Genomic DNA, 19,974 nt, shown 5'->3' with positions numbered 1-19,974 from the left:
CGGCCTCATTCTGTCTTTGTAAAATAGGCGAAATGAGGCCGTGCTTTTTTGGTTGGGTTGTTGTTCGCTATATCTATCACTAGTTAGTCACACAAGTTGTTAAATTTCGACTTTGAAATAGAGGAATTGCTCTAATGGTCAAAACAGTATCAATTGCCGCTCTGGTTTGTGCACTGTCTGCTTTCGGTGTTTCCGCGAAAGAGTTTCAGGAGCACAACAACATGATGAATCATGGCGACGGCCACTTGATGGATATGGATGGCGGCATGGTTATGGGGCAAAACACGGATACTTTGCCTGGCGGCTGCGACAAAATTGTGGCAACCAAGGAAATCACCGTGCATGCCGGACATAAATATTCCGAAAAATTTCCGGGTACCATGTGGGCCTTTGATCAACAGGAATATCAATTCGAGCCTTGTACCAAACTGACGGTGCATTTTGTTAACGATGATGAAATTCGCCATCAATGGATGATGCACGGCTTGCCTAAATATTTGTATCCGAAAGGGATGTTTCATCTGGAAGTGAGCGGCCCGGGCAGCGTTTCCGGCACACTGATTTTGCCACCCGGCGATAAAACCTATCTGGTGCATTGCGATATTGCTCAGCATATGGAAAAGGGTATGAAGGCTCAGTTTAAAGTGGGTAAAGGCGGTGAAGATTTGCCCAGCATTCCAGGTCTGACTGCCAGCGTATTCCCGGATGATTACAGCGGTAAACCGTTTTCCGCCGAAGCGTTTGAAGCCCAAGAGGCGGCAGCCAGGGTAGCGAACGCAGCCATGGAAGCTGCGGCATCCAAACCTAGCTCGCAAAGTGGGGATAGCGGCGCGGCGGGTGATGATTCTTTTCTGTCGGGCGTCGGTGTGGTGGGTTTGGCAATCGGGCTATTGGCTGCCCCTTTCCTGGCAAAGCGTTTTAAAGGCATGAGCGTGGGAGAAGTTATCGCTACTGTATTTGAATGGGTTTCTCAAGTCATTGGTTTTGTGATGAATATGATAAGCAAGTTGCTGAAAAAATTTTTAAGTAAAAAAGCCATTCCATTGCCGGATAAATAAACTAAACGATTGAAAGCCCCTGAAACATGCTGTTTCAGGGGCTTTTTTATGGGAGAAAGAAATTGCAGTTGGAGACGTTTGGCGTAGTTGGGCTGTTCATCAGTGCATTTATTTCTTCCACAATAGCCCCCGGTGGCTCGGAGGCGGTATTGGCTTATCTGGTTGACAGCCGGCAGCATGCAGTCGAACAGCTGGTTGTGGTTGCTACGGTCGGCAATACGTTAGGTGCTTTGACTACCTGGTGGCTGGGGCTATGGGCGGCTAAAAAATTTCCTGCTGAAGCAGTGTTATCGGGCAAACAGCGTAAATCCTTGCAGACAGTCAGGCGCTGGGGAAGTTGGGCACTGTTGTTTTCCTGGTTGCCTATAGTGGGCGACGGTTTATGTTTTGCCGCCGGTTGGTTGAAACTGTCGCTGTTTTCTTCAATAGTTGCTATTTGTTTTGGTAAAGCACTGCGTTATATTGCAGTAGCATACGCATTTGTTTAATTTTTTGTAAATCCAAAGATGACGTTTTTTTCGCTTCCTCATTTTCCGCCTGCCGGTGTCGCCGCCGATCATAATCGGCGCGATTATTTCATAGCCTGCTTTACCTTCGTGGCCACCACGATTTGTCTGACCACCGATGGTTTTGCACCGCAGTTCATGCAGTACGTCTTGGCGTTTTTAGGCTGGTTTTTTTTAATCGCTTTGCTGCGCGACGAATGCAAATATGTACGTACTCAAGTTGCGGTAGCGGTAGCCTTTGCAGTGCTGGGTGAGTATTTTGCGTCGATTTATATGAAGGGCTATGTTTACCGTTTTGAGAATGTACCGGCTTACGTACCCGCCGGACACGGGCTGGTTTATTTGACGGCCGTGGCGCTGGGGCGTTCAGGGCTTTTTATGCGTCATGCCCGGCGGATTGCCGTGTTTGTGGTGATTGTCTGCGGGTTGTGGGCGTTTTGGGGGATTAGCGGTTGGGCGCAACGGCAGGATGTTATCGGTGCCGTGCTATTTGCTGTGTTTTTGATCTACTTATTCAAAGGCCGTTCGCCAATGGTGTATTTAGGTGCGTTTTTTATTACCTCCTGGCTGGAAATTGTCGGTACCAGCGCCGGGACCTGGGCCTGGGCCGTGATTGATCCGGCCTCAAAGTTACCGCAAGGCAATCCGCCCAGCGGCGTGGCGGCTTGGTACTGTCTGGTGGACGCGGTTGCCATCGCCGGTGCGGCCCCCTTGCTGGCGTTACTGACGCGGACAGCCGGTTTTCTGCGCGATCAGCGGGCGATGATAGATAAATAAGCCTTACTTACTTATTGACTGTACTCGTGTTCTAAGTTGTAAAACCTGGTCGCTGCGCGTTTTACAGGTAAAATACCTCCTCGTTTATTGAATTAAGCTCATCTGACTATCTCATGGAAAAAACCTATTCCCCGCACGCAATCGAACAACGTTGGTACCAACTCTGGGAACAGAGCGGCTATTTCGCCGCTAATCGCGACGCCGCCTCTTATTGCATCATGATCCCGCCGCCCAACGTCACCGGCAGCTTGCACATGGGGCATGCGTTTCAGGATACCATCATGGACGCATTGACTCGTTATCACCGGATGAAAGGCTATAACGCCTTATGGCAGCCGGGTACCGACCATGCCGGGATAGCTACCCAAATGGTGGTTGAACGTTTAATCAATGCCGACGGCAAAACCCGGCATGATTATGGTCGCGAGGCTTTTATCGAAAAAATCTGGGAATGGAAGAAAGAATCGGGCGGCACCATCACCCGGCAATTGCGACGCATGGGGTCGTCCCTGGATTGGCGGAAAGAACGCTTTACCATGGATGACGGTATGTCCGCCGCCGTGCAGGAAGTATTTATCAAGCTTTATGAAGAAGGTTTGATTTATCGTGGCAAGCGCCTGGTGAATTGGGATCCGGTTCTGCATACCGCTGTGTCCGATTTGGAAGTGCTGTCCGAAGAAGAAAACGGCTCCATGTGGTATATGCGTTATCCGCTGAGCAATGGCTCGGGGCATGTATTGGTGGCGACCACCCGTCCAGAGACTATGCTGGGCGATGCGGCGGTGGCGATTCATCCGGAAGACGAACGCTACAAACATTTGCTAGGCGAATTCGTCGAACTGCCGCTCACCGGTCGCCGTATTCCCATTATTGCCGATGAATATGTCGATCCCGAGTTCGGTACCGGTTGCGTGAAAATCACCCCGGCCCACGATTTCAACGACTATGAAGTCTGGTCTCGCCACAAACATATCTCGGCCATCGCCGACCTGCCCCACGGCGGATTGCTCAATGTTTTCACGGTGGATGCGGCCGTGCGAGGCAATGACGACGAATATACATTAATCCCGGAAGCCTATATTGGTTTGGACCGCTTCGATGCCCGTAAAAAAATCGTTGCCGATTTGGAAGCCCAAGGCTTACTGGAAAAAATTGCCGATCACAAATTGATGGTGCCGCGCGGCGATCGTACCGGAGCGGTGATTGAGCCGTTCTTGACCAACCAGTGGTATGTCAAAATCGCCCCACTAGCCCAGCCTGCTATCGAAGCCGTGGAAACAGGGGCGATCAAATTCGTGCCGGACAACTGGAAAAATACCTATTTCGAATGGATGCGCAATATCCAGGACTGGTGTATTTCCCGGCAAATCTGGTGGGGCCACCGCATTCCTGCTTGGTATGACGATCAAGGCAATATTTATGTAGCCCATTCCGAACAGGAAGTTCGGGAAAAACACGGCTTGGCGGGCGATTATCCGCTGTATCAGGATGAGGACGTGCTGGATACCTGGTTTTCGTCGGCATTGTGGCCATTCTCTACCTTAGGCTGGCCGGAGAAAACCCCAGAATTGGCGATGCATTATCCGACCAGTGTACTGGTGACCGGTTTTGACATCATTTTCTTCTGGGTGGCCCGCATGATCATGATGGGGCTGAAATTTCAAGGTGAAGTGCCGTTTAAAGAAGTGTACATCCACGGACTGGTTCGCGATGCCGAGGGGCAGAAAATGTCCAAATCCAAAGGCAACGTGCTGGATCCGATCGACATCATCGACGGCATCGACATGGAAGCGTTGGTGGAAAAACGGGTTGCCGGCATGATGCAACCGCATCTGGCCAAAAAAATCGAACAAGCCACCCGCAAGCAATTTCCCGATGGCATTCAGTCGTTCGGTACCGATGCGTTACGCTTCACCTTTGCCTCGCTGGCCTCGACCGGTCGCGATATCCGCTTCGACTTGCAGCGCACCGAAGGCTACCGCAATTTCTGTAATAAGTTATGGAACGCGGCCCGCTATGTGTTGATGAACACCGAAGATCAGGATAACGGCATCGATTGCGCCGAGTGCAGCTATAGTCAGGCCGATTTGTGGATTCTGTCGCGACTGAACCAGACCATCGCTGTTACCAGCGAAGCCATCGATAGCTATCGGTTCGATTTGGCCGCACAGGCAATATATGAGTTTACCTGGAACGAGTACTGCGACTGGTATCTGGAATTAGCGAAAATTTCCCTGCAATGCGATGATCCGGCTCTGCAGCGAGGGACACGGCAAACCTTATTAAAGGTGTTGGAAAATATTTTGCGTCTGGCGCACCCCATCATGCCGTTTATCACCGAGGAAATCTGGCAACGTGTAGCGCCACTGGCAGGCGTGACCGCCGCCACTATCATGTTGCAACCTTATCCGGAAAAGCAGCTTGAGGCGATTAATTTAGCCGCGGAAGAGCGGATCCAATGGGTTATGGACTTTATTCTGGGTATTCGCCGCATTCGTGGCGAAATGAATATAGCGCCGGGTAAGCCCTTGAATGTCTTGCTGCAAAACGGCAGTGGCGCCGATCGAGCCAATTTGCGGGAAGCCGAAAGCTATTTGCTGAAACTGGGTCGTCTGGAAAGTATTGCCTGGTTGAATGCGGACGATGATGTGCCGGAATCGGCAATTGCGCTGGTCGGCGATTTGAAAATACTGATTCCCATGGCCGGCTTGATCGATAAAGAAGCTGAACTTGCCAGGTTGGAAAAAGAAATTCAGCGTATCGAAAAGGAGTTGCCGCGCATCGAAGGTAAATTGAATAATGCTGCATTCGTGGATAAAGCCCCTGCAGAAGTCATTAGCAAAGAGCGAGAAAAATTGGTCGGTTTGCAGTCGTCGTTGAAAAATCTCAACGAGCAGCACATCAAAATAAAAGCACTTTAAATGGATAAAGCTGATTTAAGTGATCCGCATCCCCAGGGCCTGGAGGAGTGGGCGGAGCTTTTGCGTGAAGAGGAAATGCCTATTTTTTCCAATACGGCGCAAAAAATTTATTTCGCCATGGATGATAAAAAAAAGGGTGCCATGGAGTTGGCATCCATTATTTTGCAAGACCCCAGCCTTACCGCCAAACTGCTGAAAGTCGGCAATTGCCCTTATTACAATCCGTCGCGGCAAAAAATCAGCACCATCTCCCGGGCTATTGTCATTTTGGGCATGCATATGATTCGCGAGCTGACGCTGGCCTGTTCCTTTTTCGAATCGATTTTATCGCCTGCTAATAAGGATCGGGCGAATAGAGAAATTGCTCAAGCCATTCATGCGGCGGTGCAAGCGCGTGAGTTTGCCATCACCATGAGAGACCAGTCGCCCGAGGAGGTGTTTGTAGCAGCCTTGCTGCACAATGTCGGTCATGTGGCTTTTTGGTGTTCCAGCAACCGGAAAACCGCCCGGATGCACGAAAAACTAGCGATGAGCGGTTTGGAGGGTGAGGAGGCCGAAAAGCAAGTGTTAGGCTTTTATCTGAAGGATTTAGGTAAAAAACTTAGTAAGTCCTGGCATTTGGGAGGGCTGATTCATGAGGCCATCAGTCATCCTCATTCGGTGGATGAGCGAGTTCAGACCGTGTGTATGGGTAGTGAAATCTGTCTGGCCCTTAAACAGGGTATCGATTCTGAAGAAATGGCTGCGTGTGTGCGGAAGATACAGCATCTCGGCGGCGGCACTCTTGAAGGCATCAAGGCTAAAATCAAAGCCAATACCTTGATGGCGGTTGATATTGCTCAACAATTTGGAGCGCACGATGCATCGCAATATATCAGTTCGGAGCGGATTCAATATGTTGCCGTTTTACATGAGGATGTGCAGCCGGATAAAAAGCAAATTCAGTTTCAGGTATTGCAGGATATTACCTCGCATATCAGTGGTAGTATCGATTTGAATGTGCTGTTTGAAATGGTGTTGGAAGGCGTGTATCGTGGAGTGGAAATGGATAGAACGATATTTATGCTGCTTGGGCCGGATAAAAAATCCCTAAACGAGAAAATTTCTTTGGGTTGGAATAGGTCCGATGTTAATGAAAAAATTCGTGTCTACAATAATGAAGCCAAGGGTAATCTGCTATTTCATGCTTTGTATGATCATGATGGGCTTTGGCTGAAGCCTAACCAGCACGGCACGCTTTATACCCACCAAATTGAAGCGCAGTTTGGCCGGCACGAGTGTTTTGTGTTTCCGATTCACGTAGAGAAAAAACCGATTGGTTTGGTTTATTGCGACCGGGGTATCGGACATAAAGCGTTGACTGTCGAAGACTTTTCAGCGGCCAAGCATTTTGCAAAACAAGCGCAGATCGGATTAACTTTATACCGAATGAAAAATCATTAACGTATGAATCAGAATGGAATTACCACCCTGGAGGTGTTTTTAGTAGAACCCTCCCATACTCAGCGGGTCATCATTAACCAGCGATTGCAAGCCAGCGGCATTCATGCGGTTACCTTTGTGTCCAGTGGCGGCGAGATGCTGAAACAGCTCAAATTGGCGAAACCGGATTTGATTATCAGCAGCATGTATTTACCCGACATGACCGGTGTCGACCTGATTCATGCCATTCGCGAGGATAGTGATTCGTACGACATGGCATTTTTATTGATTTCCAGCGAAACCAATATTCAATACCTGGAGCCTATTCGTCAGGCAGGGGCGATAGCGATCTTGCCGAAGCCTTTTACGCAACGGGAGCTCGATACGGCGCTATGTGCATCGTTAGATTATTTGCATCCCGAGAAAGCCAATCTTGAACATTTCGATGTTGAGGACTTGCGTGTCTTATTGGTTGACGATAGTGATTTTTCCCGTAAATTCATTCAGCGGGTGTTAAATAACGTGGGGATTGAAAACATTAGTTTCGCTTGCGATGGAAAACAGGCATTAGCCTTGTTTCAGGAGCATTTCTTTGATCTGATCATCACCGATTTCAATATGCCAGAGATGGATGGTCTGCAATTGGTCAATGCAATACGTGGAGACGCGGAGCAGATTTCAACCATACCAATCTTGATGGTCACCAGTGAACAAAATCAAAATCGCTTGGCAGCGATTGAAAAAGCCGGTGTGTCGGCCGTTTTGGATAAGCCATTCGAGCCTCAATCGATTAGAAGACTCATCGTGCAGTTATTGAATTAAGTGCGGCATGCGGTATCGCCTGTCCCCAGATGCGTATAGACAAAATCCTTAATTCATCTATAGTTGCAGCACAACTAAAAGAAATTACATCACATATCGTTGGGCATAAATGGCGACAGCACCTTCCAATATACATTTTAGCGGTTTGGCAAAATGCCTCATTCAGCAAGGTGTGCTCACAGAAGAGGCCGCAACAGCTGCTGTCGACGAAGCGCAAAAAAATAAACTGCCTTTTGTCAGCTATTTGGTCAAAAACAAGCAGGTGGATAGCTACACTGTAGCAAATTTGGCTTCGGCGGAATTTGGGGTACCCCTGCTGGATTTGGATGCGGTGGATTTAAGCGCGGTTCCCATTAAGCTGGTGAGCGAAAAACTGATTCGCCAACACCATGCCTTACCTTTATTTAAGCGTGGCAATCGCTTGTTTATTGCCACTGCCGACCCCACCAATTTTCAGGCTTTGGATGAAATAAAATTTCATACCCGGCTGAATACAGAAAATATACTGGTAGAAGAAGAAAAACTCATCAAAGCTATTGACACAGCGCTGGAAGCTGTCGATACGTCTATGGTGAATCTACTGGATGCGGACTTGGACAATATCGACATTTCCGGAGGAGATGAGCAACCGGTTGAGGACGCTTCTTCTGATGTTGATGATGCGCCTATCGTGCGCTTCGTCAATAAAATTTTATTGGATTCGATTAAAAAAGGCGTTTCGGACATCCATCTTGAGCCGTTTGAGAAAAAATTTCGCATCCGTTTTCGTGCGGACGGTATTTTATCGGAGGTGGCCAGTCCACCGGTCGGTATTTCCAATCGGATTATTTCCCGGATTAAAGTGATGTCCAAAATGGATATCGCCGAACGGCGGGTGCCGCAAGATGGCCGGATCAAGATGCAGTTGTCCAAAAATAGGGCTATCGATTTTCGGGTAAATACCTGCCCGACTTTGTTCGGTGAAAAAGTGGTGATGCGGATCCTTGATCCGACCAGTGCCCAGATAGGTATTGAAAAGCTGGGTTTTGAAGAGGTTCAGCAAAAGCTGTTTTTATCCGCTATTCATAGACCGTACGGCATGGTGCTGGTAACGGGGCCGACCGGTAGCGGTAAAACGGTAACCTTATATACCGGATTAAATATCCTGAACAGTATCGAGTGTAACATTTCGACGGCAGAAGACCCGGTGGAAATTACCGTGGAAGGCATTAACCAGGTAAACGTTAATCCTAAGGCGGGCTTGACTTTTGCCGAGGCTTTGCGCGCGTTTTTGAGGCAAGACCCTGATATTATCATGGTGGGGGAGATTCGGGATTTGGAAACCGCCAGTATCGCTGTAAAAGCCGCGCAAACCGGTCACTTGGTATTGTCGACGCTGCATACCAATGATGCGCCGCAAACCATTAATCGGTTAATGCAAATGGGCATTGAGCCGTTCAATATTGTATCGGCGGTTAATTTGATTATGGCGCAACGGCTGGCGCGCCGGTTGTGCGAATACTGTAAAAAAGAAGCCGACTTTCCGGATAGCGTATTGTTGTCCGCTGGCTATAGCCAAGAAGATATAGGCACATTCAAAATATATGAACCAGTGGGCTGCGAACATTGCACCAACGGCTACAAAGGGCGAGTTGGCATCTATCAAGTATTACCGATTAGCGAAAAAATGCGCGCACTGATTTTGAGCGGCGGTAATGCGATGCAAATGGCGGAGCTGGCGAAATCCGAAGGCATTAATGATCTGAGGGCGTCAGGTTTGCTAAAAGCGCGCCAAGGCATTACGTCACTGGAAGAAATAGATCGCGTCACCAAGGAATAAACCATGGCCAAACCAACAGATCAAATCGACTTTCTTTGGGAAGGTCTTGATAAGCAGAGTAAAAAAACCGCTGGCCTGATCAGTGCCAAGAGCGAGACTATTGCCCGTACCGAATTAAGGAAAATGGGTGTCAGGGTGGTAAAGATTAAACCCAAGCCCAAGCCGCTGTTTGGGAAGCGAGCTCAAAAAATCGCTACTGGCGATATTGCTGTATTTGCAAGGCAATTGGCGACCATGTTGGAAGCGGGGGTGCCGTTGGTACAATCGTTCGATATTATCGGTAAAGGTCATGACAATGCCAGCATGGCAGAGTTGTTGTTGGGTATTAAAGCCGATATCGAAGGCGGCGATACCTTGGCCCAGGCTTTAGGCAAACGGCCGATATATTTCGATGACTTATTTTGTAATTTGGTCAACGCCGGCGAGCAGGCCGGGGTGTTGGAAGGATTGCTGGATAAAATTGCCACCTATAAGGAGAAAACCGAGTCCATTCGTAAAAAGGTCAAAAAAGCCCTGACCTACCCGATTGCGGTGTTGGTGGTGGCCTTTATAGTCACAGCGATATTGCTGATTTTTGTGGTGCCGGTGTTTGAGGATTTGTTTAAAGGTTTTGGTGCGGATTTGCCGGCTTTTACCAAATTCGTTATCAGTTTGTCGGAATGGGTACAGGAATGGTGGTGGGCCGTGGTAGGCGTGATTGCCGGGGTTGGATACACCTTTGGTTATTTCAAAAAACGTTCCCGGCCATTCAACCACTTTTTGGATAGGACCTTGCTGAAAATTCCGGTAGTTGGGATGATTCTGGAGAAGTCCGCCATTGCCCGTTTTGCCCGCACTCTGTCTACCATGTCAGCAGCCGGTGTACCGCTAGTCGAAGCTTTGGTATCCGTGGCGGGTGCTTGTGGAAATGTGTTGTTTTACGATGGTGTGATGAAGATGCGCGACGATGTTTCCACCGGGCAACAGTTGCAATTTTCCATGATTCAGACCGGATTGTTTCCCAATATGGTGGTACAAATGGTAGCAATCGGCGAAGAATCCGGTTCTATCGACAGAATGCTGGACAAAGTGGCCGATTTTTACGAGGAAGAGGTTGATAACTTGGTGGATAACCTGAGCAGCTTAATGGAACCACTCATTATGGCCGTACTGGGGGTGTTGGTGGGTGGTTTGATTGTGGCTATGTATTTGCCTATCTTCAAACTTGGTGCCGCTGTCGGTTAGGTTTTGGCGCCCGTCTATTTTTTGATAATGCCGGGTGCGGTTTCCCGGTATTGATGCTTAAACATTATATTTATAGCGGATATGTTGATAACGACTATGCAGCAATCGCCTGTTTTGCTAATTGTGTTGGCCTCAATATTGGGGTTGATGATAGGCAGTTTTTTGAATGTGGTGATTTACCGGCTGCCGGTCATGATGCGCAGCGGCTGGCGGCGCGAATGTCTGGAATATTTGCAAATGCCCGCGGAGGAAGTGGCCGAGACTTTTAATCTGTTATGGCCCGGTTCCCGTTGTCCTGCCTGTAAAACCGAGATCAAGGCCTATCAAAATATCCCCGTACTCAGTTATCTCTGGTTGCGAGGTAAATGCGGGCATTGTTCAGCGCCTATTTCCTTGCGCTATCCACTGATTGAAGTTTTTACCGGGTTATGCTCCGCACTGGTGGCTTGGCATTTCGGTTATGGTTTGCCAATGCTGTTCGGATTGCTCTTGACCTGGTGCTTGATTGCGCTGAGTTTTATCGATATCGATCAGCAATTGCTGCCGGATTCCATTACGTTGCCGGTTTTGTGGCTGGGTTTGTTTTTAAGTCTGTTTTCAATTTATACCGATGCCCATGCCAGTATAATCGGAGCTGTTGCCGGTTATTTGAGCCTTTGGAGCGTTTACTATCTGTTTAAATTGCTGACGGGTAAGGAAGGCATGGGCTTTGGCGATTTTAAGCTGTTAGCTTTACTGGGGGCTTGGTTGGGATGGCAGTATTTGCCCTTGATCATCATTTTGTCGTCTCTGGTGGGTGCCTGTATCGGTGTTACCATGATTATATTTAGGCAACACGATGCCAGCCGACCTATGCCGTTTGGCCCCTATTTGGCCGCTGCCGGTTGGTTGGCGTTGATTTGGGGAAGTGATTTAAATCGCCTGTACCTGAATTTCGTCGGATTGTAAGCAATGTTGAAAGTGGGGTTAACAGGCGGCATCGGCAGCGGGAAATCTACCGTTTGTCGTTTGTTTTCGGATTTAAATGTGCCTATTATTGATACCGACGTCATTGCCCGTCAGCTGGTAGAACCCGGACAACCAGCCTTATCGCAGCTTGTCGCAGCTTTCGGCGCAACGATTATTCATCAGGATGGTTCGCTCAACCGGGCGATGCTCCGGCAGTTGGTTTTTTCCGATGCTCAACATAAGCAGCAATTGGATGCCATAATGCATCCTTTGATTTTTAAAGAATTGGATGTCCAAGTTACTCGCCTGCAAGCGATTTATTGCATATTGGTTATTCCGCTTTTGGTGGAAACGCATAATAACTATGCGTTACACAGGGTGCTGTTGGTTGATTGTCCGGAACAAGTTCAAATACAACGGGTAGTAAATCGGGATGAGATTAGCCAGAAACAAGCGATGGCTATCATCGCCGCGCAAGCTTCGCGCCGGCAGCGCTTGGCGCTGGCCGATGATGTGATTGACAATACGGCCACGCCGGAGCACCTTGCAGAACAGGTTAAAAGACTGCACAATTCTTACCTTTTATTAGCCACTGCTAGGACGATACCGGCTTGAATACACAAACGACCTACGAATTCCCTCTCAACGAACGAATTCGGGTGTTTATGCGCCTGGAGCAATTATTTCAACAACTCAGTCACTTCATGGCTGGAGATTCTGTTTTTGATAAGCGCACGGCTGTTGATACCTTGTTGGATATATTGGTTATATTCAGCCGTAGCGATTTAAAATCGGAACTGATCAAAGAGCTGGAAAGACATGCCAAAGTACTAGGACTGTTGAGTAACAGCCAGGATGTTGATACTCAAAAATTACAGGCGATTTTGCAGGAGCTGAATCAAGCCAGCCGGAATCTATATAACACTAGCGGCAAAGTCGGTGCCAGCGTTATGGAAAGCGGTTTGTTTCAGAGTATTTCTCAACGCAGTGCAATTCCCGGTGGGACTTGTTCGTTCGATTTGCCGGCGTTTCATTATTGGCTAGAGCAGGATCGGGACGAACAACAAAAAGATTTCCAGCAATGGACTTTGCCGTTTGCCGATATTCGAATAGCCATTGATCTTATTTTGGGTTTCATCCGTCAAAGTAGTGTGCCCAAACAAGAAATTGCCCAGGCCGGTTTTTTTCAACTGGCATTGGATAAAGCCCATCCCGTGCAGTTATTAAGGGTGGGCGTGCCTGTCTCCGTGGGTTGCTTTGCCGAGATCAGCGGCGGCAAACACCGGTTCAGCATCCGTTTTATGAAACCATCGAACGACGAGAATCGGCCTACCCAAACCCAGGCCGATATTTCGTTCACCTTGTCCCGGTGCGCGGTGTAATGAACGAGCATTCACCTCCTATCGTCGCTTGCCCGACTTGTAAAACCCCAGTGCCCTGGGTGGCGGAGCAGACATTTAAGCCGTTTTGCAGCCAGCGCTGTAAATTAATCGATTTGGGCGATTGGGCCACCGAAGCGCATAAAATTCCCGGTCAGTCGGTCTCAACGGAATTTGATATCGATTCGCTCGACGCTGACGAGTAAAGCCGATAACTAACTCAAAAAAGCGTTAATGCCGGCGATACCTTGACCACCAGCATTTAGCACCCGAGTCATGTCATCCAATTCCAGGCCGCCCAAAGCAAATACAGGCAGATTGACTTGTTCGATCAGCTTCGCCACGGTTTCCCAGCCTAAAGGTTGCGCATCGGGATGCGTTGAGGTCGGTAAAATAGGCGCCAATACCGCAAAGTCGACACCAATATGCTCGGCATGCTGTAATTCCTGCAAATTATGGCAGGAAGCCGCCACCCATTGATAGGTTGGCGGTCTGATTCGGCAAGCAAGCAAGGCCCGGCTGCTAAGATGCAAGCCGTCGGCAGGTAGGCCGGCCAAGGGCAAATCCGAGTTCAGCAAAACCTGTATGCCGTGTTGCCGGCAATTCTCCAAGACACTGTGATAAACAGCGGCGGTTTCTGCTGCGGGTAGCGATTTGATCCGTAATTGCAGCAAATTAACCCGATTGTTAACGATGCGGTGTAAATTGGCGAAAACCTGGTCTGCACTGTTTCCTTCCAGAATTGCGTATCGGTCAGGTAAGCGAGAGGCGGTAATAATCGGCAGATTGGCGGCGGGGAATGCATAATCGCTTAATTGTCGTGGCGCAACCCAGCGCATGGCTTGACCCTCGCAAGCTTCGGCAACGCCGGAGAAGTCCGTGACTTGCCAGACATCCAGCAGCACCCGTAAATCCGGATAGCGGTGGTTGATTTTAATCAAGGGTTTGGCGGCCTGTACCGTTATGCCCACTTCTTCCTGTAATTCACGCCGCAGTGCCTGCATTACCGTTTCATTGGTTTCCAGTTTCCCGCCGGGGAATTCCCATAATCCGCCTTGATGGGCATGTTTGGCGCGTCGGGTCAGCAAAATATTCCCGCTGCCGTCGCGAATCACGCCGACGGCAACATGTACAGCGGATGCGGCGACTGCAGTCATTTAGGTACGGTACTCGGCATTAATCCGCACATAATCATAGGAAAAGTCGCAGGTTAACACTTCCTCGCGGGACGAGCCTCGGCCTAAGCGCACCGTAACGGTAATTTCGGCTTGTTCCATGACGCGCTGCCCATCCTGTTCGGTATACGCGGGTGAGCGAGCGCCGTTTTCGACGATGCATACGTTACCCAGATAAATTTCGATTTTATCCAATTCCATGTCTTCCACGCCGGTCCTGCCCACGGCGGCCAGGATGCGGCCCCAATTGGGGTCGCTGGCAAAAAAAGCGGTTTTCACCAGAGGTGAATGAGCGATGGTTTTGGCGACCCGCACCGCTTCGCCGCCATTTAATGCTTGCTCTATCACAATACGGATCAGTTTGGTTGCGCCTTCGCCATCGCGAATGATCAATTCTGCCAAACGTTTGCAAATACGGCTGACCGCCTCGGCAAAAACGGCGTATTCCGGGCTATCCGCTTTAATTTCCGGCGCATCGCTGCAGGCACTGGCCAATAAAACGCAAGCGTCATTGGTTGAAGTATCGCCGTCGACAGTAATGCGATTGAACGACAACTCGGCAGCCTCGGATAGGCAGGTTTGCAGCAAGGTTTGCTCGATATTGGCGTCGGTAGCGATAAAGCCCAGCATGGTGGCCATGTTGGGTTGAATCATGCCGGCACCTTTGGATATGCCGGTGATGGTGACCGGATGACCGGCAATCTCTATTACCGTCGATGCACCTTTCGCAAACGTATCGGTGGTCATGATGGCGCGGGCAGCCTTACCCCAATTATCTTCATGCAAATTAGCCACTGCAATGGGCAGGGCAGTAGTGAGTTTGGTCACCGGTAAAGGTTCGCCGATCACACCCGTCGAAAATGGCAGCACCTGCTGGGCAATGCCTTCCAGTTCACCCGCCAGCGCCGCACAGCTAGCAAAGGCGTCCTGTAAGCCTTGTTTACCGGTGCCGGCGTTGGCATTGCCGGAGTTGACCAACAGCCAGCGAGGTTCTTGGGAGAGATGGTCGCGGGCGATAGACACCGGGGCCGCGCAAAAGGCGTTTTGGGTAAATACCGCGGCGCAACTGCCGGTTTGGGCCATTTCGATGACTAAAATATCATCGCGCTGGGTTTGCTTAATGCCTGCGTTGCAGGTGCCGAGCTTGACACCCTTAACCGGGTGCATTGTGGGGAAATCACATTGTCCTACTGCCATGTCATTACCTGTAGAAAAAATTAAATCACTTGCAAAACTATTACATATTCGCCGTTATCGGCGCGGGTTTCCAGTACCTTGTGGCCGTTGATACGGCACCAGGCCGGTATGTCCTGCATCACGCCGGGATCGGTGCATTCGACCGTCAAAACATCGCCGCTTTGCAGGGTTTTGACTTTGTCTTGAGTGCGGATGACCGGTAACGGGCACAGCAATCGGCGTGCGTTTAAGGTTTCCTGGTTCATACAAACCACTCCTCGAGGATTTGTTCCGCCGGTAAGGGCTTAACCTGGATGTTGCGTTCCTCGCCTTGCCGATTGCGTATGGTTACGTCCACTGTTTCGGCGTCGCGTCCCTGCCCATAGCGGGCAGTTATCTGGCCGGCCAGATACAGGTCGTCTTCGGTCGGCGAGCCATCGATCAGGACCAGCGGGCCGCGGTGACTGGCGCAGTTCATGCTCATAAAGTCTTTTTTATAGCCGCTCATGAAGCGGGCTTCGCCGTCTTCGCGGGCGACGATGACTTTAAAATGCGGCCTAGGGCGGATGTGTCTGCCGACTTTTAACAACATCACGTCATCCAGCTCATATTCGCGGTTACCGCGTGCTTTCCACAAATCCACCAGTTTATTCGAATAGGCCGCATCGGTTAAGAAACAGCAACCACCGGCCGGCTGGGCATAATCCGTAAAACCGAATTGTTTGGCCAGGGCCATTTGCGGCTTGCGGGAGCGGCCACTGAAACCGAACAATTTTTCGCGGCTGATCCAGCCTTCGCGTTCCGGCAAGGTGGCCGGTAAATTTTGCGCCGATAACGGCCGCACCAGCAAGTCGTCGGCACCCGATTCGGCGGCGACGATAGGCATGGTTTGTTTGCGCTGCGACATCGGCCGCTGGCCCACCACTTCGCCGGTAATGATAAAGTCAAAACCGTTTTCCGCCATCCATTGTTTGGCTTTATTTACCATAAAAATCTTGCAATCCAAACAGGGGTTCATGTTGGCGCCGTAGCCGTGCTTGGGGTTAAGAAGGACATTTTTATATTCTTCGATAACATCAATAATGTGCAGTTTAATACCCAATTGCTCAGCTACCCATAACGAGTTGTTGCGTTTGGGTTTGTCCGCGTCCTGTTTGCGAATGGCATGAGTGTGACCTTCTACACAAAATCCGGTAAAAAAATTGATGCCTTCGACATGAATACCTTGTTCCAGGATGGCTTGGGTGGCCAGCATGGAGTCCAGGCCGCCGGAAATCAGCGCCACGGCTTTTCGTTGTTGATTCATAACTGCAATAGTACGGGTATTTTAGAAAACCAGCCATTATACGCGATACCTGACTGTTCCCGGCTTCAACTTACTTGGGGATTACTCTACACTTAAGCTCGAATTTAATAATTACCGGTACCAAGGCGATGGAATTTAAAGATTATTTGAAAATACTGGTGCAACACGATGGCTCCGATCTTTACTTGACAGCAGGTGCACCCCCGGCGGCAAAGTTTCAAGGCATACTCAAGCCGATAGAAAACGTTAAGTTGACGAGCGAAAGAATAAAAGAGATTGCCAACAATATTATGGATACCGACCAGCAGGCTGCTTTTGAGCACGTGCCGGAAATGAATCTGGCTATTGCCGAGTCTGGCGTGGGCCGTTTCAGGGTAAATATTTTCAAGCAGCGCAACAGCTATGCGCTGGTGATCCGCAATATCAAGGTCGATATTCCCAATGCCGACACGCTGGGTTTGCCGCAGATCTTGAAAGACAAGATTATGGAAAAACGCGGGCTGATTCTGTTTGTCGGCGGTACCGGTTCCGGTAAATCCACCTCGTTGGCGGCTTTAATCGATCATCGTAACAGCAACTCGTCAGGGCATATTATAACTATCGAAGATCCGATCGAGTTCGTGCATCCGCATAAAAAATCACTGGTTAACCAGCGCGAAGTAGGAGTGGATACTCTGAGCTATGAAGATGCGCTGAAAAATACCCTGCGCCAGGCGCCGGACGTGATTCTAATCGGCGAAATCCGTAGTCAGGAAACCATGGAGCATGCCTTGGCTTTTGCCGAAACCGGCCACTTATGTTTGTCTACGCTGCATGCCAACAATGCCAACCAGGCCTTGGACAGGATCATCAACTTTTTCCCGGAAGAACGCCGCAATCAATTACTGTTGGACTTGTCGTTAAATCTACAGGCTTTTGTTTCGCAACGCTTGGTGCCGACGATCGAAGGCAAGCGGGTAGCGGCGATTGAGATTTTGCTTGGTACCAAGTTGGTGAGCGATTTGATTCATAAAGGCGAAGTGCATGCCATCAAGGAAGCCATGGAAAAGTCGGAAAACATCGGCATGCAAACGTTCGACAGTCATTTGATGAGGTTGTACAAAGGCGGGGTGATTTCGCTGGAAGAAGCTTTGCGTAATTCGGATTCGCCCAACAATTTGAAGTTGAAAATCAATCTCAGCGAAGGGTTGGGCTCGGCCACGGCGCCAAAAGCGGAGAGCGGCAAAAGCATGCTGGACCGTTTGGCGTTGGAAGAAATTGCTAAAAGCGAAGATGAGGAAGAAGGCCATTAAGCCTCCTGATTATAAAGCTGCTTCAGCAACAACAAAATGGCCGTCATTGCCGCCGAAGCAGGTCGACTGCTTGGACCAGGAGGCAGGGCAGTCCATGCCTGAATGACGCCCAGGGATGAGTGTTTTACCCTTTAGCTGAAGCTGTTTGCAAACAGGTTAAGTCTTTGAACTATAAATCAAACCGATACCTTTTGGCCATTTCGCGCAGCGGTATGGCCTTAATTTTACCGGCATGCCCGGCGCAGCCGAAAGCTTCGTAGCGTGACTGGCAAAGCGTTTGCATAGCGTCCCGGGCAGCTTGATAGGTTTTGCGGGCGTCCAGCTCCGCGGCATTTTCCGGTTGGCTCAAAAATCGCCGCATGGCCCCGGTAGAGGCCATGCGCAAATCGGTATCGATATTGACTTTACGAACACCGTATTTAATTCCTTCGACGATTTCGGCTACCGGCACGCCATAGGTTTCGGGAATATCGCCACCGTATTGGTTAATGATTTGCAGCCATTCCTGCGGTACCGAACTTGAGCCGTGCATCACGAAATGCATATTGGGCAAGCGTTGTTGCAAGGTTTTTAGCCGGCTAATCACCAAAACCTCGCCGGTGGGCGGTTTGCTGAATTTATAAGCACCGTGGCTGGTGCCGATGGCAACGGCCAACGCATCTATTTGGGTCTGCTTGACAAATTCGACTGCTTCATCGGGGTCGGTCAATAATCGATTGTGTTCTTGTTGAATTGTCGACTCGACGGTAGCGGCATCTTGTCTGGTTTCCAACGAACCCAGGCAACCAATCTCACCCTCGACCGATACCCCGCAAGCATGCGCCATACCAACCACGGTACGGGTAACATCGACGTTATATTCAAATGATGCAGGGGTTTTCATATCCGCCAGCAAAGACCCATCCATCATCACCGAGCTAAAACCGGCTTGAATCGCCTGTGCGCAAATGTCAGGTATCGGTCCATGATCGCGATGCATCACCACCGGAATATGCGGGTATTGCTCGACAGCGGCCAGAATCAAATGCCGTAAAAACACTTCGCCGGCGTAGCGATTGGCGCCGGCCGAGCCTTGCATAATCACCGGGCTGTCGCAGGTATCGGCTGCTTGCATAATGGCTTGAACCTGCTCCATGTTGCTGATATTAAAAGCCGGAACGGCAAAGTCGTGTTCCGCCGCATAATCCAACAGTTGTCGTAATGAAACTAAAGCCATTCGTGGCTCTCCTGAGCTTGTTTATGATATGTATTACCGCATCACCAGGAGTCACGTGAAGTTCTGGTGTAGGGTATGGTAAAAATTAGTGTCGCCTGTGTGTTTAAGAGCGCTTCGTTTAACCAGCGATACCCGGATAATGCATGTTAATGTCATTATCTTGAATTAGCTAGGGCAGAAGGGGCTGGCTTAGGGCCGCACGCAAATGCTTTGAATTTAAATTAAAAAGGATTTTGGAGTTTAGCTGGGTGTTGGCAGCGTAATATCGACCCATTGCGGCCATATGTCACTGAATTTGCACGGATCAAAAAAGGCAGATAAGCTGCCATTCAAAGTGTCGGTGCGATTAGCTTGCGTAATCTCACATTTCAAGCTGTGGGTAGAGTAATGTAGCTCAATTTAATCTACATTCAATCGTTTCAGAGCTGACTTTTGCCGTTTCTTTGCTAATGCTCTTTCTTTTAATTTGGCATTAAAATCTGATATTTCTTTCATTTCAAGTAGAATTAAGAGAATCGAAAACATGCTAATACCCAATAACATTCCAGTTATTTTAATTACCGCTTTAAATAAGCCAACATCACTCGATAAAAAGACGTAAAGAGTTACAACAATGCAAGCAGATAATACGTAGTAACATATTGCAATAAAAAATTGCCTGGTTTTTCCTCTGATTATTGCTTTTAGCCTTCTTCTTTCATCTCTTGTAATATCGCTAAGCTCTTTTAAATCCCATAGTTTCAATATTAGTTGAACACAAAGAGTTAAAGGTAACAAAAAAAGAGAAACAATGGCCCATGGAATTGCTATGCTGGTATTGTTTGGGATTATATCTAGCAATATTTCAAACCCATATGCTCCAATAATAGCTGAAAACAAGATGCCTATAACACCAAGTTTTGTCCAGCCGTTATTTGAGTTAATTTGTCTCAT

Annotated in this window: 19 protein-coding genes; 13 read left to right on the top strand and 6 right to left on the bottom strand. The window is 49.1% G+C overall.

Annotation, left to right across the window (positions count from 1 at the left end; translation table 11 throughout):
- The first annotated feature begins 134 nt into the window (after nucleotides 1–134).
- The 12 genes from M0R33_RS02585 (at nucleotide 135) to M0R33_RS02530 (ending at nucleotide 13,082) form a co-directional block, all read left to right on the top strand.
- Nucleotides 135–1,058: a copper oxidase gene (locus M0R33_RS02585; protein WP_292564605.1), complete on the top strand. Its 924-nt coding sequence runs from the start codon at nucleotides 135–137 to the stop codon at nucleotides 1,056–1,058.
- A gap of 26 nt (nucleotides 1,059–1,084) precedes the next feature.
- Entirely contained in the window at nucleotides 1,085–1,546 is a 462-nt protein-coding gene (locus M0R33_RS02580) for a YqaA family protein (RefSeq protein WP_292564602.1), read from the top strand.
- 18 nt (nucleotides 1,547–1,564) lie between these two features.
- Nucleotides 1,565–2,341: a hypothetical protein gene (locus M0R33_RS02575; protein WP_292564600.1), complete on the top strand. Its 777-nt coding sequence runs from the start codon at nucleotides 1,565–1,567 to the stop codon at nucleotides 2,339–2,341.
- Between the two features lie 113 nt (nucleotides 2,342–2,454).
- Complete coding sequence (locus tag M0R33_RS02570) at nucleotides 2,455–5,262, top strand: valine--tRNA ligase (protein WP_292564597.1); 2,808 nt, start codon at nucleotides 2,455–2,457, stop codon at nucleotides 5,260–5,262.
- Nucleotides 5,263–6,705, top strand: a complete 1,443-nt coding sequence (locus M0R33_RS02565; RefSeq protein WP_292564594.1) for an HDOD domain-containing protein — start codon at nucleotides 5,263–5,265, stop codon at nucleotides 6,703–6,705.
- 3 nt (nucleotides 6,706–6,708) lie between these two features.
- Complete coding sequence (locus tag M0R33_RS02560) at nucleotides 6,709–7,506, top strand: response regulator (protein WP_292564591.1); 798 nt, start codon at nucleotides 6,709–6,711, stop codon at nucleotides 7,504–7,506.
- A gap of 109 nt (nucleotides 7,507–7,615) precedes the next feature.
- On the top strand, nucleotides 7,616–9,325 hold the full coding sequence (gene pilB, locus M0R33_RS02555; protein ID WP_292564588.1) for a type IV-A pilus assembly ATPase PilB: 1,710 nt from the start codon (nucleotides 7,616–7,618) through the stop codon (nucleotides 9,323–9,325).
- Nucleotides 9,326–9,328: 3 nt separating this feature from the next.
- Nucleotides 9,329–10,549, top strand: coding sequence for a type II secretion system F family protein (locus tag M0R33_RS02550; protein WP_292564585.1), 1,221 nt, complete (start codon nucleotides 9,329–9,331; stop codon nucleotides 10,547–10,549).
- Nucleotides 10,550–10,630: 81 nt separating this feature from the next.
- Entirely contained in the window at nucleotides 10,631–11,497 is an 867-nt protein-coding gene (locus M0R33_RS02545; protein WP_292564582.1) for an A24 family peptidase, read from the top strand.
- A gap of 3 nt (nucleotides 11,498–11,500) precedes the next feature.
- Nucleotides 11,501–12,112: a dephospho-CoA kinase gene (coaE, locus tag M0R33_RS02540; protein WP_292564579.1), complete on the top strand. Its 612-nt coding sequence runs from the start codon at nucleotides 11,501–11,503 to the stop codon at nucleotides 12,110–12,112.
- A complete protein-coding gene (gene zapD, locus M0R33_RS02535; protein ID WP_292564576.1) occupies nucleotides 12,109–12,879 on the top strand; it encodes a cell division protein ZapD in 771 nt (256 codons plus the stop codon). Before coaE ends, zapD begins: the two co-directional genes overlap by 4 nt.
- Entirely contained in the window at nucleotides 12,879–13,082 is a 204-nt protein-coding gene (locus M0R33_RS02530; RefSeq protein WP_292564573.1) for a DNA gyrase inhibitor YacG, read from the top strand. Before zapD ends, M0R33_RS02530 begins: the two co-directional genes overlap by 1 nt.
- Before the next feature lie 9 nt (nucleotides 13,083–13,091).
- On the opposite strand, the gene M0R33_RS02525 is transcribed toward M0R33_RS02530, so the two are convergent.
- From M0R33_RS02525 to M0R33_RS02510, 4 genes are read right to left on the bottom strand one after another with little or no spacing between them, the layout of a single operon-like run.
- Complete coding sequence (locus tag M0R33_RS02525; protein WP_292564571.1) at nucleotides 13,092–14,033, bottom strand: Nudix family hydrolase; 942 nt, start codon at nucleotides 14,031–14,033, stop codon at nucleotides 13,092–13,094.
- On the bottom strand, nucleotides 14,034–15,248 hold the full coding sequence (gene argJ / locus M0R33_RS02520) for a bifunctional glutamate N-acetyltransferase/amino-acid acetyltransferase ArgJ (protein ID WP_292564569.1): 1,215 nt from the start codon (nucleotides 15,246–15,248) through the stop codon (nucleotides 14,034–14,036).
- Nucleotides 15,249–15,268: 20 nt separating this feature from the next.
- A complete protein-coding gene (locus M0R33_RS02515; RefSeq protein WP_292564567.1) occupies nucleotides 15,269–15,493 on the bottom strand; it encodes a sulfurtransferase TusA family protein in 225 nt (74 codons plus the stop codon).
- Nucleotides 15,490–16,533 (bottom strand): tRNA (5-methylaminomethyl-2-thiouridylate)-methyltransferase, encoded by a 1,044-nt coding sequence (locus M0R33_RS02510; protein ID WP_292564564.1) that lies wholly within the window; start codon nucleotides 16,531–16,533, stop codon nucleotides 15,490–15,492. Before M0R33_RS02510 ends, M0R33_RS02515 begins: the two co-directional genes overlap by 4 nt.
- Before the next feature lie 128 nt (nucleotides 16,534–16,661).
- Between M0R33_RS02510 and M0R33_RS02505 the strand changes: the two genes are divergently transcribed.
- Nucleotides 16,662–17,825 (top strand): PilT/PilU family type 4a pilus ATPase, encoded by a 1,164-nt coding sequence (locus M0R33_RS02505; protein ID WP_292564561.1) that lies wholly within the window; start codon nucleotides 16,662–16,664, stop codon nucleotides 17,823–17,825.
- 169 nt (nucleotides 17,826–17,994) lie between these two features.
- Here the strand turns inward: M0R33_RS02505 and fba are convergent, their stop codons facing one another.
- Nucleotides 17,995–19,041 (bottom strand): class II fructose-bisphosphate aldolase, encoded by a 1,047-nt coding sequence (fba, locus tag M0R33_RS02500; protein WP_292564557.1) that lies wholly within the window; start codon nucleotides 19,039–19,041, stop codon nucleotides 17,995–17,997.
- 399 nt (nucleotides 19,042–19,440) lie between these two features.
- A complete protein-coding gene (locus tag M0R33_RS02495) occupies nucleotides 19,441–19,974 on the bottom strand; it encodes a hypothetical protein (protein ID WP_292564554.1) in 534 nt (177 codons plus the stop codon).

The sequence above is a fragment of the Methylomonas sp. genome (genome assembly GCF_023228165.1).
Taxonomy (GTDB): Bacteria; Pseudomonadota; Gammaproteobacteria; order Methylococcales; family Methylomonadaceae; genus Methylomonas.
This window is presented reverse-complemented; position numbering and strand designations above follow the sequence as displayed.

Bases quoted from the DNA above. Each gene is read 5' to 3' on its own strand.
- M0R33_RS02585 (WP_292564605.1), top strand. From the start codon at position 135: ATGGTCAAAACAGTATCAATTGCCGCTCTGGTTTGTGCACTGTCTGCT.
- M0R33_RS02580 (WP_292564602.1), top strand. From the start codon at position 1,085: ATGCTGTTTCAGGGGCTTTTTTATGGGAGAAAGAAATTGCAGTTGGAG.
- M0R33_RS02575 (WP_292564600.1), top strand. From the start codon at position 1,565: ATGACGTTTTTTTCGCTTCCTCATTTTCCGCCTGCCGGTGTCGCCGCC.
- M0R33_RS02570 (WP_292564597.1), top strand. From the start codon at position 2,455: ATGGAAAAAACCTATTCCCCGCACGCAATCGAACAACGTTGGTACCAA.
- M0R33_RS02565 (WP_292564594.1), top strand. From the start codon at position 5,263: ATGGATAAAGCTGATTTAAGTGATCCGCATCCCCAGGGCCTGGAGGAG.
- M0R33_RS02560 (WP_292564591.1), top strand. From the start codon at position 6,709: ATGAATCAGAATGGAATTACCACCCTGGAGGTGTTTTTAGTAGAACCC.
- pilB (WP_292564588.1), top strand. From the start codon at position 7,616: ATGGCGACAGCACCTTCCAATATACATTTTAGCGGTTTGGCAAAATGC.
- M0R33_RS02550 (WP_292564585.1), top strand. From the start codon at position 9,329: ATGGCCAAACCAACAGATCAAATCGACTTTCTTTGGGAAGGTCTTGAT.
- M0R33_RS02545 (WP_292564582.1), top strand. From the start codon at position 10,631: ATGTTGATAACGACTATGCAGCAATCGCCTGTTTTGCTAATTGTGTTG.
- coaE (WP_292564579.1), top strand. From the start codon at position 11,501: ATGTTGAAAGTGGGGTTAACAGGCGGCATCGGCAGCGGGAAATCTACC.
- M0R33_RS02530 (WP_292564573.1), top strand. From the start codon at position 12,879: ATGAACGAGCATTCACCTCCTATCGTCGCTTGCCCGACTTGTAAAACC.
- M0R33_RS02525 (WP_292564571.1), bottom strand. From the start codon at position 14,033: ATGACTGCAGTCGCCGCATCCGCTGTACATGTTGCCGTCGGCGTGATT.
- argJ (WP_292564569.1), bottom strand. From the start codon at position 15,248: ATGGCAGTAGGACAATGTGATTTCCCCACAATGCACCCGGTTAAGGGT.
- M0R33_RS02515 (WP_292564567.1), bottom strand. From the start codon at position 15,493: ATGAACCAGGAAACCTTAAACGCACGCCGATTGCTGTGCCCGTTACCG.
- M0R33_RS02510 (WP_292564564.1), bottom strand. From the start codon at position 16,533: ATGAATCAACAACGAAAAGCCGTGGCGCTGATTTCCGGCGGCCTGGAC.
- M0R33_RS02505 (WP_292564561.1), top strand. From the start codon at position 16,662: ATGGAATTTAAAGATTATTTGAAAATACTGGTGCAACACGATGGCTCC.
- fba (WP_292564557.1), bottom strand. From the start codon at position 19,041: ATGGCTTTAGTTTCATTACGACAACTGTTGGATTATGCGGCGGAACAC.
- M0R33_RS02495 (WP_292564554.1), bottom strand. From the start codon at position 19,974: ATGAGACAAATTAACTCAAATAACGGCTGGACAAAACTTGGTGTTATA.